Annotated in this window: 16 protein-coding genes and 1 tRNA gene; 7 read left to right on the top strand and 10 right to left on the bottom strand. The window is 61.0% G+C overall.

Annotation, left to right across the window (positions count from 1 at the left end):
* Position 1 precedes the first annotated feature (1 nt).
* The 3 genes from RX328_RS26455 to RX328_RS26445 are packed head-to-tail and all read right to left on the bottom strand — an operon-like array spanning position 2 to position 2,875.
* Complete coding sequence (locus RX328_RS26455; RefSeq protein WP_213247231.1) at positions 2-985, bottom strand: TRAP transporter substrate-binding protein; 984 nt, start codon at positions 983-985, stop codon at positions 2-4.
* 25 nt (positions 986-1,010) lie between these two features.
* Positions 1,011-2,276, bottom strand: coding sequence for a TRAP transporter large permease (locus tag RX328_RS26450; protein WP_213247229.1), 1,266 nt, complete (start codon positions 2,274-2,276; stop codon positions 1,011-1,013).
* Positions 2,276-2,875 (bottom strand): TRAP transporter small permease, encoded by a 600-nt coding sequence (locus tag RX328_RS26445; RefSeq protein ID WP_213247227.1) that lies wholly within the window; start codon positions 2,873-2,875, stop codon positions 2,276-2,278. The genes RX328_RS26450 and RX328_RS26445 overlap by 1 nt, the downstream gene beginning before the upstream one ends.
* A gap of 195 nt (positions 2,876-3,070) precedes the next feature.
* Between RX328_RS26445 and RX328_RS26440 the strand changes: the two genes are divergently transcribed.
* Entirely contained in the window at positions 3,071-3,751 is a 681-nt protein-coding gene (locus tag RX328_RS26440) for a GntR family transcriptional regulator (RefSeq protein ID WP_213247225.1), read from the top strand.
* A 19-nt stretch (positions 3,752-3,770) separates the two neighbouring features.
* Here the strand turns inward: RX328_RS26440 and dctP are convergent, their stop codons facing one another.
* Positions 3,771-4,793: a TRAP transporter substrate-binding protein DctP gene (gene dctP, locus RX328_RS26435; protein ID WP_213247223.1), complete on the bottom strand. Its 1,023-nt coding sequence runs from the start codon at positions 4,791-4,793 to the stop codon at positions 3,771-3,773.
* Between the two features lie 213 nt (positions 4,794-5,006).
* On the opposite strand from dctP, the gene RX328_RS26430 reads away from it, so the two are divergent.
* Positions 5,007-5,231 (top strand): pentapeptide MXKDX repeat protein, encoded by a 225-nt coding sequence (locus RX328_RS26430; RefSeq protein WP_213247221.1) that lies wholly within the window; start codon positions 5,007-5,009, stop codon positions 5,229-5,231.
* A 183-nt stretch (positions 5,232-5,414) separates the two neighbouring features.
* Here the strand turns inward: RX328_RS26430 and RX328_RS26425 are convergent, their stop codons facing one another.
* Positions 5,415-5,771 (bottom strand): DUF6481 family protein, encoded by a 357-nt coding sequence (locus RX328_RS26425; RefSeq protein ID WP_213247218.1) that lies wholly within the window; start codon positions 5,769-5,771, stop codon positions 5,415-5,417.
* Between the two features lie 239 nt (positions 5,772-6,010).
* Positions 6,011-6,328: a hypothetical protein gene (locus RX328_RS26420; protein WP_409410725.1), complete on the bottom strand. Its 318-nt coding sequence runs from the start codon at positions 6,326-6,328 to the stop codon at positions 6,011-6,013.
* Between the two features lie 196 nt (positions 6,329-6,524).
* Between RX328_RS26420 and RX328_RS26415 the strand changes: the two genes are divergently transcribed.
* The 3 genes from RX328_RS26415 (at position 6,525) to RX328_RS26405 (ending at position 8,816) form a co-directional block, all read left to right on the top strand.
* Positions 6,525-6,773, top strand: coding sequence for a hypothetical protein (locus RX328_RS26415; protein WP_213247216.1), 249 nt, complete (start codon positions 6,525-6,527; stop codon positions 6,771-6,773).
* A gap of 44 nt (positions 6,774-6,817) precedes the next feature.
* Entirely contained in the window at positions 6,818-7,120 is a 303-nt protein-coding gene (locus tag RX328_RS26410; RefSeq protein WP_213247214.1) for a hypothetical protein, read from the top strand.
* A gap of 1,396 nt (positions 7,121-8,516) precedes the next feature.
* Positions 8,517-8,816, top strand: coding sequence for an H-NS family nucleoid-associated regulatory protein (locus tag RX328_RS26405; protein ID WP_213247746.1), 300 nt, complete (start codon positions 8,517-8,519; stop codon positions 8,814-8,816).
* Positions 8,817-9,015: 199 nt separating this feature from the next.
* Here the strand turns inward: RX328_RS26405 and RX328_RS26400 are convergent, their stop codons facing one another.
* The gene (locus RX328_RS26400; protein WP_213247212.1) at positions 9,016-9,315 is read right to left on the bottom strand and encodes a hypothetical protein; all 300 of its coding nucleotides are present in this window, start codon (positions 9,313-9,315) and stop codon (positions 9,016-9,018) included.
* 299 nt (positions 9,316-9,614) lie between these two features.
* Here RX328_RS26400 and RX328_RS26395 point away from each other — a divergent pair, with 299 nt between their 5' ends.
* Both RX328_RS26395 and RX328_RS26390 read left to right on the top strand, forming a co-directional pair.
* Positions 9,615-9,977, top strand: a complete 363-nt coding sequence (locus tag RX328_RS26395) for a hypothetical protein (protein ID WP_317258510.1) — start codon at positions 9,615-9,617, stop codon at positions 9,975-9,977.
* Between the two features lie 174 nt (positions 9,978-10,151).
* Positions 10,152-10,427 (top strand): hypothetical protein, encoded by a 276-nt coding sequence (locus RX328_RS26390; RefSeq protein ID WP_213247208.1) that lies wholly within the window; start codon positions 10,152-10,154, stop codon positions 10,425-10,427.
* Positions 10,428-10,495: 68 nt separating this feature from the next.
* Here RX328_RS26390 and RX328_RS26385 read toward each other — a convergent pair whose 3' ends face one another.
* From RX328_RS26385 to RX328_RS26375, 3 genes are all read right to left on the bottom strand, one after another.
* On the bottom strand, positions 10,496-10,780 hold the full coding sequence (locus tag RX328_RS26385) for a DUF3551 domain-containing protein (protein WP_213247206.1): 285 nt from the start codon (positions 10,778-10,780) through the stop codon (positions 10,496-10,498).
* 248 nt (positions 10,781-11,028) lie between these two features.
* On the bottom strand, positions 11,029-11,286 hold the full coding sequence (locus RX328_RS26380; protein WP_065729471.1) for a hypothetical protein: 258 nt from the start codon (positions 11,284-11,286) through the stop codon (positions 11,029-11,031).
* A 114-nt stretch (positions 11,287-11,400) separates the two neighbouring features.
* Positions 11,401-11,477 (bottom strand) — tRNA-Arg (locus RX328_RS26375).
* Between the last annotated feature and the right edge of the window lie 160 nt (positions 11,478-11,637).

Below are 11,637 nucleotides of genomic sequence, written 5' to 3'. Positions count from 1 at the left end.
ATCAGAGCGTCGCGCCGACTTTGCGCAGCTCGGCAAGGATAGGTGCTTTGGGCAGCCAGATCTTGTCGAACTCGGCAATGACGGCTTCGGTATCGCCCGCCGGGACCTGCCGGATCGGGATCGGCGCGTTCTTGAAGTTCTCGATCAGCTTTGGCTCATTGCCGGCCAATTCATCGATCTGCGCGTCGAGCGTGGACTTGACGGTCTTTGTGATCAGCTCCCGGTCGGCTGCCGGCAGCGATTGCCAGACGCGGCCGGAGACGACCGCTGCCATCGGCATGAAGACAGCATTCATCTGCAGGATGACTTTTGATACCTTGTCGAAGCGCTGGTTCCAGGAGAACTCCAGGTCCGCCTCGAGGCCGTCGACCTGACCGTTCGCCATGGCATCGAACACCTGGGGCGTCGGTATCGGCGTCGGCGCCGCGCCGAGCGACGAATAGAAATCGCGATATACCGGCGTCGGGTTGATGCGCAGCTTCATGCCCTTGATATCGGCGAGCGAGGTCAGGTCCTTCGACGAGAAGATGGCGCGCATGCCGGTGATGCCCCAGCCGAGGCCGATCGTTCCGGTTTCTTGCGGCAGCACCTCGAACAGCTTGATCGCGGCCGGATGGCGGACGAATTTGGCGACCGACGGCGTCGAGCGGACGATGTAGGGCGCGTTGATCGCTGCAATATGCGGCACGCGCGAGCCGAGCTCGGCGGCCTGGATGAAGCCCATGTCGAGCGCGCCGGACTGCAATTGCTGCATCATCGCCGGCTCGTTGCCGAGCTGGCCGGAGTGAAACACCGTTATCGTCAGGCGGCCGTTGGTAGCTGCCTTGAGGTCGTCGCCGAGTTTTAATGCCGCCTTGTTCCAGGAATGACCGTTGGGCGTGATCAGGCCGAGGCGGAATTCCTTGGCTTGCGCCAGCGCCAACGACGGCGCGAACAGCGGCACGGCCGCGCTGGCGGCAAGGAAGCGGCGACGGGAAAGCGACATGACAATGCTCCTGAGGGGGTTGAACCTACTTGATGAGGACGAGGGAGAGGGAGGGATAGAGCGAGAGCAGCACCAGCAGGATGCAGGAGATGCCGAACAGCGGCAGCGTCACCATGAACATCTTGCCGGGCTTGGCGCCGGTGACGGCGGCGGCAACGAAAAAGCAAAGACCGACCGGGGGCGATAGCAATCCAAGCACCAGGTTGATCACTACGACCACGCCGAACTGGCGCGGGTCGATATGATAGATCTCGGTCGCGACTGGCAGCAGGATCGGCACCGTCATGATCAGGCCGGGAATGCCGTCGATGACCGTACCGATCACCAGCAGGATCACGTTGCAAAGAAGCATGAAGCTGACGGGATCCTTGGCGACCGATTGGATCCATGCGGCGGTCTCCTGCGGCACCTTGCCGAACACCAGCACCCAGGAGAACACCGCCGCCGCCGCGACCAGGAACAGCACGATGACCGAGTAGATCCCCGCGCGCAGCATCATCTGCGGAAGCTGCGAAAACCTGAACTCCTTGGTCCAGAATTTTCCGACGAGAGCGGCGGCTACCGCGCCGACGGCCGCGGACTCCGTTGCGTTGGCGAGTCCGCCGAGAATGCTGCCGACGATGACGACAGGAATTAGCAGCGTCGGCGATGTCCGCAGGATCGTCGCGATCCGCTGCCTCGGCGTCTGATAATCGGCCTTGGGATAGTTGTAGACGTATCCCATCAGTGCGATGACGATGCAGAACATCGCCGTCAGGATCACGCCCGGCACGATGCCGGCAATCAGCATGTCGCTGACCGAGACCTGCGCCAGCACGCTGTAGACGACGAACATCACCGAGGGCGGAATGATCGGCCCGAGCATGCCGCCATAGGCGGTCAACCCGGCCGCGAAGGTCTTGTCATAGCCCTTCTTTTCCATCTCCGGCACCATGATCTGGGCCATGATCGCGACCTGTGCGGTTGCAGATCCCAGGATGGAGGAGATGAACATGTTGGCGAGGATGTTGACGTAGGCGAGCCCACCCTTCAGCGAGCCGACAAAAGCCATCGCCATGTCGACGATACGCCGTGTAATGCCGCCGCCATTCATGATTTCGCCGATCAGGATGAAGAGCGGGATGGCGATCAGGCCGTAGCTGTCGACGCCGCCGAAGAGCTGCAGCGGGTACGACTGAAACAGAACCGGATTGCCTGACGCGATGATGTAGACGAACCCGGCCAGGCAGAGGCAAAGGCCGATCGGTACCCCGACCAGCATGATCGCGATGAAGGCGGCTGACGTGATCACTAGTTGACGCCATCGAGTTCGGAGAGCTGAAAGCCTTTTGGTGGCGTCCGTGGCACCAGTTCGAGATCTTCGAGCAGGTTTGCCAGGCCATGAATAGTCATGGAGACCGCGAAGATCGGCAGCGTCAAATAGAGCACCCAGGTCGGCCAGTTCAGCGTCTGCGTCCGCTCGGTGTAGAGGAAGTTGAAGGTCTCGGCGGCGAGCTTTCGCGCGTCGAAGCCGGCGCGGGCAAGCCCGATCGGATCCATCCAGAGGAAGCAGGTGATGATCAGCGCCAAGCCGAACACGACGACCATGCCCGTGGCGATGACCTTCGCGAACTTCTGATGTCGCGACGACAGGCGCTCGGTCATCATGGTGACTGCGAAGTCCAGCCGCAGTCGGGTCATGGCGGAGGCGCCGATGAAGGTCAGCCAAACCACGCAATAGACCGCCGATTCATCGATCCAGTAGATCGGGAAGTGCGAATAGCGGGTGACGACGTTCACCAGGATCAGAGCCGTCAGCAGATACATCAGCCCCATCAAGGCGATGCGCTCGAAAGCGAGCAGGAGACTCGAAGCCCTGACAACGATTGCCCGGGCGCTGAACGCTGGCATATCCGCAATCGCCTGCTCGATCATAAGGAGCCCCGCTGCCCGTCAAGATTTCTCGTGCCATTCGAAGTTGTATAATTTATACAATCTTGTCAAACGGAGATTGTGGGCACCTCAGCTCGCTGTGGCGGGACCATTTCAACGTGCGAAACCGGGCCGCCTCGATCGGAAAGGCCAGCGATGACGACGGGAGATCAAATGAAGGTCCCTCTGAAGCACCGGACGCTGTCGGCTGCGATCGTCGACCAGCTCAGGCAGTCCATTCTCGACGGGACTTATCCGGCCGGCTCCCAACTGCGGCAGGATGCCCTGGGCGAGGCATACGGCGTCAGCCGCATTCCCGTGCGCGAAGCGCTGTTTCAGCTCGAGGCGGAGGGGCTGGTGCGCATCGTCCCGCAAAAAGGCGCGATCGTCTCGGAACTGTCGCTGGACGAAATCAACGATGTGTTCGATCTTCGCGGAATCATGGAGCCGCGGCTTTTGGCGCAGTCGGCGCCGCACTTTGCGGAACAAGACTTTGCCGCGCTGGACGACATCCAGAAGCGCTTCGAGAAAGCAATCAAGGCGCGCAATGTCAGCGAATGGGGGCAGCTCAACGCTGACTTCCATATGGCGCTATACGTTCACGCCCGGCAGCCGCGTACCAAGGCGATCGTCGTGGCGCTGTTGCAGACCAGCGACCGCTACACGCGTCTGCAGCTCTCCAATACCAAGGCGATGGGCACGGCCGAAAAGGAGCACGCTCACCTGATCGAGCTGTGCCGGGCGAAACAAATCGACCAGGCCTGCCGGTTTCTGGAGCAGCATATCGAGGCGGTGCGAACCGATCTGTTGCAGGTGTTGGGCGGCGGCTCGATCGCAGCTCGCGCGGGGCGTTGATCCGGAAGCGGACCACGCATCATGCGGGGACGTCGCTGGCGAGCTTCAGCAGATTAGCCGACATCGCCGACTTGGCGCTGTAGTCCTTCCAGGCGGTATCGCGCGCGATGTCGCGCCACTTGCTGACGGTCGCCACATCGAGCGTGCTGACCTTGGCGCCGGCTTTCTCATAGACCTTGGCGACCTCGATATCGTCGTCCTGTGCGCCCTTGCGGCCGAACGCTTCCAGTTCGCTGCCCACCGCCAGGACGATGTCCTGCTGCTTCTTGGGCAATTTGTCGAAGATTGCCTTCGACATCATCAATGGCTCCAGCATGAACCAATAGGAGGCGCCGGCGCCCGAGGTCAGCGACTTCGCGACCTGCTCGAGGCGAAACGAGATCAGGCTGGTGGAGGAGGTGATGCCGGCGTCGCAGGCGCCGGTCTGCATCGCGGCGTAGATTTCGTTCGACGGCATCGACAGCACAGCGGCACCCGCGGTCTGCAGCACCATGTCCATTTCGCGCGAGCCGCCGCGCACTTTCAGGCCCTTGGCGTCTTCAGGCGCGACGATTGGTCGGGAGCGGCTGGCGACGCCGCCGGCCTGCCAGACCCATGTGAGAAGGATAATGCCCTTCTCGGCGAGGAAGTCGGTCAGCGCCTTGCCGACCGGCGCCTTCTTCCAGCGCAGACCCTGGTCGTACGTTGCGACCAGGCCCGGCATCAGGCCGATATTGGTCTCTGGAAGCTCGCCGCCGGCATACGGCATCGGATAAAGGCTGATATCGAGCGCGCCCCTGCGCATTGCCGAGAATTGCGCGTTGGTGTTGATCAGCGAGGAGTTCGGATAGACTTCGGCTGCGATCTCGCCGCCGCTGCGTTTGGCAACTTCGGCGGCGAAGATGCGGCACAGCCGGTCGCGGAAGTCGCCCTTGTCGATGGTGCCGCCCGGGAACTGATGCGAGATCTTCAGCGTGGTGGCCGCATGGGCCGTACCGGTGCCGAAACGAAGCACGGCGGGCGCGGCGAGTGCAGAGGCGATGACATGGCGGCGCGTGAGCATGGTTTCTCCCTGCAAAACGGTAGGCTCCGTCAACAAGTCCTAGTTTGGCACTCGCGGAACGCGTTAGCTGCCTTGAGTTTATCCGCTTCAACTAACCGTGAGAATTGCAGAACCTTGGGGCGTGGCCGGTAACAAATCCGGTCGCGCCATCGTCGTTGGGGAAGCGGCAGACGTCGCTTTCGAGAAGCCAATCCAACCAAGGACGACCATCCCATGACCACCACGACCCGTATCGGCCTCGGCCTTTCTGCCGCGCTTGTTTCGCTCGGCCTCGCGTTCGCGCCGGCCGCCTTCGCTCAGGACAAAATGGGCAAGGGCGACGGCGTGAAGAAGGAGTCCATGTCCAAGGACAGCATGAAGAAAGAGGACGGAATGATGAAGAAGGAAGGCATGAAGCACGAAGGCATGAAAAAAGAAGACGGCATGAAGAAGAACTGAGTCTTAGACCAAGTCATTCCGGGATGGTGCGCTAGCACCAGACCTCAGATGCGCAATTGCGCATCGGGGAATCTCAAGATTCTCCGATGTGCAGTTGCACATCGTAGTTCGATGCTTGCGCATCGCTCCGGAATGACGGGCAGGGCTGCATCCATCGCTCGGCGGAAGGGCGCGGCTAGCAGCCTACCTATTCTTCTTGCCCTTGGTCTTGCGCGCGGCGTAACGCGCGTCGCGCTTGGCCTTTTGCTCAGCCTCCAGCGCCGCCAGCCTGGCGGCCTCTTCTTCCTTCTCGCGGGCGATTCTGGCGGCCTCGGCCGCGGCGGCTTCGGCCTCGCGCCGTTTCTGTTCGGCCTTTTCGGCTTCCTTGGCCTCTCTCGCCTTGGCGCGAGCGGCGGCGACGGCCTCGCGCTCGGCCTGACGGCGCTTCACCGCGGGATCGTCAGGTCCCGGCTGGGTGCGAAACTTGTTCAGGATATTCTGCCGCGCCTGTTGCGCAGCCTTCTGACGGTCCGCGAAGCTCGGTTCCTTGAATCCACTCATAAAAGAGGCCTTGTCGCTTTCACTCTTGGGGTTGGGGGCGCGCCACGGGCACGGAATGGCGCTTAGGTAAGTGAACCCGGCGCAAAATACCAGCGCCGAAATGGGGCGGCAGAGCAGGGGAGACTTGCGTGAACCGCAAATGGCCCAAACTGAGCGCTGATGGGCGGAATTACGTCAGCTTGGCTGCTTACGAGATGGCAACGGCGACCGAAGCCCCAGGCCGGGCGCTGGCGATCCCTTCAATATGGCCTTCTCGCCTGTGCGCTGATCGGCGCGCTGGCGATGCTCGCGTCGGAGAAGTGATCGCTCTTCTGGTTATTATCGCGATGGCCCCCGGGTCCAAGGACGCGTGCAACCGTCATCGCGGTCATAACAACGCGGTCCGCGATCCGCTGCGCCTCCAGCCTGTCGCGGGCCTTTTCCCTGATCATAATCTCGATCAGCTCGAGCCGTTTGGCCTCGTCGACCGCTTCCGCCAGCAATTGCTTGTAGCGATGGTAGTCGTAGCTCGTTTCCTGCTTGCCGGACTCCTGTTTGCCCGCTTCCTGCTCGCCCATCGCACGCCCCGCACACGCGCTCGTCCCAAGCGGGCAGTGTCGATCAAGCGTTGCGCGCGCGCAACGGATTCGCGCGAGTTATACCCATTTCCTCGCCCATCGGGCTCGCGCACAAACCCGTGTAGTGTGAAGTCGTTCACAGGCGTCGCGGCGGGGGGATCCTATGCTCCGGGCTTTCGAAACAGGAGCGACCGCCATGCCGCACAATTGGTGGACCCGCAAGAACGTCGTTCTCGCCGTCGCTATCGTCTCGCTGGTCTGTGCCATCGTTTTCTTTGCGCCCGGCCTGTCCAGGCCGGAGCCGGTCTTGAGCGCAGCGCTTGGTCCGGACTGGCAGTGCAGCCGGCTCGCGTTCGTTTTCACGACCTGCAGCCGGGTCAAGCATAGCCGATCCACGCCCGTTCGCCTCGCCAAAATCCCGGTGTGCGGACGGTTGCGGACGTAATAGGATCAGGCTGGAAACGGAGCAGGCCGGAACTGGAGTTTTCCATGCAAAAGCCGTGTCGTCTTGTGCTGGCCGCGTCGGCGGCGGCTCTCGTACTCCTGCCGGCCGTCGCGCTGGCGCAGGTCGCGCCGGGTGGCAGCACCGCAGCAACGGCAACGCCGTCCCCCGCCGCGCCGGAGGCCGCCGCGGCCGAAAAGGAGAAGGTGGCGCTGAAGAAAAAGAAACCGGCCAAGATGACCCGGCAGCAGGAGATCGACCGTTCGATCGACCGCGGCACGGTGCCCGCGCGTTACCGGAGCTCGGTGCCGAAAGAGTATCACCAGTATATTCCGTTCGATAAGCGGTAGAGGCAGGCAACTGCCTGCGCTTGTCGTAGCTCGCCACAGAATATAGAATTACGGATTGCTTTGCGGAGCCCGTCATCGGGCGCGCATTCGCGCGACCCCGTGGCTCGCAATGACGGACGGAATGCGGTGATTGCCAGCCCGGATATCGTTCGCGATCCGCGCTACCGCGTTCTGCTGATCAATTTGTCACATAGAAGCGCGCGGCGCCCGCTCACCGTACTCGTACGGATTGGCTGAGTATGTAACCGCGATCTATAACGCCGTCGCTTGCAGCGGGGGCAGGGCGTTCGTCCATCACGACGAGCGCTACCACTGGAGGCCACGAGGCCCGGACTCCTAGGCACTCCGGGCCTCGTCTACTCGTGACCGCGAGCACTCGAGCCGCCGCTTACCTCGCTTCGTCGGCACCATCACATCGCAAAACCAAAAGCGCGCCATGCGCTCGTTGGCATGCGCACAGCGGCTCGCTGACCCGCCGGACTTTCTAACCCAGCAGCCGGTAGATGATGCTGGTCGACGCGCCGGCCAGGCAGAACGCCAGCGCCATACACACCAGCGCCTCGTCGCGATTGAATTCGGGTGGTGGCGGACTCAAGGGGTCCTCGCGCTCGGCCGTTCATTCACAAGCTAGAGAAAACGTGTCGAGGACGTTACGTTTCCTCACGTCAGGCTATTCATGTCCGGTTGCGGTCGGTTCCACGGCAAGCCCAGTGTTGATACGCGCGATTTGCTTTCCCGACAAAATGGTTATAATTCAATGGCTTTTTAAAGTTCCCTTAAGTCATAAATGAGTTCCTGTTCAAGCCGCACCGCCGCGCGGCCCGAATAGCCGGGTGCCGCTCCATCACTTACCCCAAGGGGACAAGCGCTCGGCTATTATGGGCACCCGTCCAGCAGTTCAGGCGGACACGCAGAATGCCGTCGGTGATGTGCGACTTGTAATGACTGGTCAGGGAGCCGCCGCTCAGTCCCGTACAGGCGTGACGAATGCTCGCGATAGGTCACCGAGATCGACGAAGAGATATTTGAGCTTGGCGGTCCAGTTGCCGCTGACGACGGCCTCGACGCCGGCTCGATCGTCCGCAAAGCAATCGGTCGGAAGCAGTTGCGATTAGGGAACCGTCAACGAGTGACGGTTAGCTTCAAACCGTCGCGGGCTCTGCGTCTGAATCAATCAAAAGTTGCAAAGGTCCGAAAGGAAATTTGGTGCACCTTCTTCGTGCACCTTCAAGTGGATTCCGTTATGGTTGTGTTGCGTCACTATGCCCAAGGGACGGAACTTTTCTGCCCGGAGGAGGTTCTGAATCAGCCTTATTCTACTCATGTTTTGCAACCAACGATGACAACCATCGAATCATGATTGGGGACGGTCGTGAACCGGAAAGACTTCAAATCAATGTCCACGGATGAGCTGTGGGCACTCCACGAGGAAGTAGCCGCCAGGCTTGCAACGACTCTGCTTGCAGAGAAACGCCTCCTCGAAGATCGCCTGAAGCAACTCAAGGGCGTCGTCGAAGCTGAGCGCACGAAATCATCGACAGGCCGGCGTTCATATCCGACAGTCGTTCCGAAATTCCGGAATCCTGATCGGCCGTCCGAGACGTGGGCAGGCCGAGGCAAGACACCTCGCTGGCTCCTTGCAAAATTGAAGTCCGGCAAGCGCATCGATGACTTCCGAATTAGGAATATAGCATAGGCAGCCTGCAGCCATTCGGCGGCGGCGCATTGCACCTCGATCAATCCAAGAGTTGATTTCTTGAGGGCTGCGGACGTCGTTCCGATCTACGCGTCGCCTGCGAGCGAGTTCTCGTTAGATTTGGAAATGCCCGGCTTGAAGCTTGTTCATGCTCTCCGGCACCATCTGCGTGACGCCGACCTGGGTTTAGACGCCGGCGTCACGGTATCCCTTCAGCTTTGCTTTCTTTCAGCTTACCTTGGCGCGGATTCTGAGGCTCCGCATCGAGCGTCGTTTCAACACTCGTCTCCAAGGCTCTGACAATTCCGATGCGCGCGAACAGCATGGGTCCACGATCTTCGGCGGCATCAATAAGCATCTGGATGGCAAGCCGCCATTCCTGACGGTCGCGTTCGGGCTGAGGAAGGGTCCTGATGTAGTCGGCGGCGTCTCGAAGGGTTTGCGCTGGCGGCCCCTTCGGGAGCGGCACAGGCTGAGCGAACGGACGATCCCAGGACATGTTCGAACTCCTGTCACAAACTCCAAACGACCGAGCGCAAACGATATGCGAAGGCGGCTTGCCCGTCATTAATTTGCGTGCCGGTAGTTTTCGTGCCGATGGAACCGCAGCAGGGGTCGACGCGGAGCCCCGCCGTTAGTTCCATTCTCCAAGACTGTTTTGTAAGGCTGTTTTGTCTCCAAGGAGGCTGTTTCGCCCGCTGCGGTCCTGCCGACCGGGTTTCCGGGATTTGCAGGATGCGCATCGATGGCGGCTTCGAGCGAGTTGGCGCTTGAGCCGCCCGCGTCGGCGACTGCGAGATGGCGCCTGGTCCAGATCGATCAGTTTTGAAACGCAACGCCGACGAAATCGCCTTGCCGCCAGATCACGCGGCATTCGCGAACGTTGTGAAAATTATCGAAGGTCAACTCGAAATTCAGGGGCAACAGGTTGAGGTCGTGGAGCTCAATTCCGGCCCCGGAATTCGTGACATCCTGAACGCGGCAGGTGAAGACCCCGCGCTGCGCGTCAAAGAACAGCAGCGCGTTTTTCGAAATCGTCGTCCTTGCGACAGATCGGCGTTCGAATTCCATTCTCGGCCACCAACGGTTCACGCCAGGCCCTGGCAAGCAGAGGCTACCGGATTGTCCTTGGGCGGCAATCAGGTTCGGTCCTTTTCGTAAACAATCAATTTTAATGATCGCATAAAGTCGCGATCTACGAGCGGACTTGTCGTGCGTCAGGACTGCTGCAGTTGCGACTTCAACACAGTGCCGGCTGTTCCTCTTGCGGAACTCGCTATCGGGCTTGATGCGTCGGCAAAAGCCATGCCCACTCTCATTGCAGAGGGGAATCACATGAGCTTACGTTGGATTTGCGTGCTGGCGCTGTGTCTGGGAACACCAAGCGCCGGATTTGCGGGTGACCAGTCCGGCGTTTTGCGTCGAATTTCGTGCCCGGTCGTACGCTACTACGTGGCGAAATACAGTGCGCCCGCCGCAGAGCACTGGGCACGGAGCAAGGGCGCAAGCGACGCCGAGATCGCGGCAGCGCGGCGCTGCCTGCAGTCCGACACGACGCGAACGGCCAAGGCACCATCAAGGCCGCTGGCGCTCGGCACTTACGGCTGGTGAGAAGCGAGGCGGGGCGGCGAGGTGGGAAGCCACCCCGAAGCCATGCTGTCGTCGAAGCGAACCGATTCTCAATAGGTCTGGTACCGCTTCTGGCGCTTGCCGCGCCCGGCATTCGGCCCGCCGTAGTATGGGTTAACGACGCATTGCGCGAAGCGGCCCGATGCCGACGCCTGGCACTGCGCCATCGTTCGATAGTGGCACTCGAAATAGTAGTCCACGAAGCCCTGGTAGACCTGCAGGCAAACGGGGTACCTGGGATCGTAGGTCTGGGCGCGCGCAGGTGCAGGCAGGGCGATCGTCACGGCCAAAATCGTCAGAGCTAGTGCCGTGGCAGATGCGTGCGGCAGTTTCATTCCGAGTCCTCCCAGACTTCCCCGCAGAATTGCCTGCGGTCCTCTCCCCACGACAGAACACCAGCGCTCCGAGCTTGTTCCAACGGGTAGCAAGTTGCAAGCAGCCCGCACGAGCCAAGAGGTCGCGCGAATGCGCGCGCGCCCGATGACAGGCTCTGCGACATGCGGGGGCAGAAATTCCAGCTTTCGCGGAGCCTATCATCAGGCGCACATTGGCGCGACGGTTGCCTCAACGTCTGCCCTGCCGTTCAGACTTCCCAGTCCTGGAATCCGTACTCGCGATAGATGACGGCGCGATCGGCATGGGGGTTCAGCCGGCACTTGGCTTGGGCGAGATGCAGGTTGATGGTCCCGGGCTGGCAATTGGCCGCCAAGATTTTGCGGATGTCGTCCATCTGCTGGCGCGACTGCTGGGTCGGCTCGAGCTGCTCAAGCGCGACCAGCGCCGTCGCCAGCGCTTCCGTGACGACCCACTCGTCGTGGCCGGTGATTCCTTTTTTTGGCATGACGTCCGCATCCTTTGTCAGGGCAACGGAAGCAGTCCCAGGTTGGCATCGTAAGCCGCGAATCCAACCGAGACGAGAATGAAGTCGAAATTGCGGAAAAGCCCGAAATGGTAGTGGCGATCCCAGCAGGATTCGAACCTGCAACCCACGGAGTAGAAATCCGTTACTCTATCCAGTTGAGCTATGGGACCGTCCGGGCGGTATCCGCCTTGAGCCTTTCTAGCACTGCCAATATGAAAAATCCGCCTTCCCGCCAAGACGGTCGAACCGATTTCCTCAAGTTCGCGACAAAGGCAGACGGCGGGCTATCTCATATGGTCCGCCTCTGACACAATATGCCTGCTCACCGGC

It is taken from the genome of Bradyrhizobium sp. sBnM-33 (assembly GCF_032917945.1).
Classification (GTDB): Bacteria; Pseudomonadota; Alphaproteobacteria; order Rhizobiales; family Xanthobacteraceae; genus Bradyrhizobium.
The sequence above is the reverse complement of the archived record's forward strand: the minus strand, read 5'-3'. Positions and strand labels throughout refer to the sequence as shown.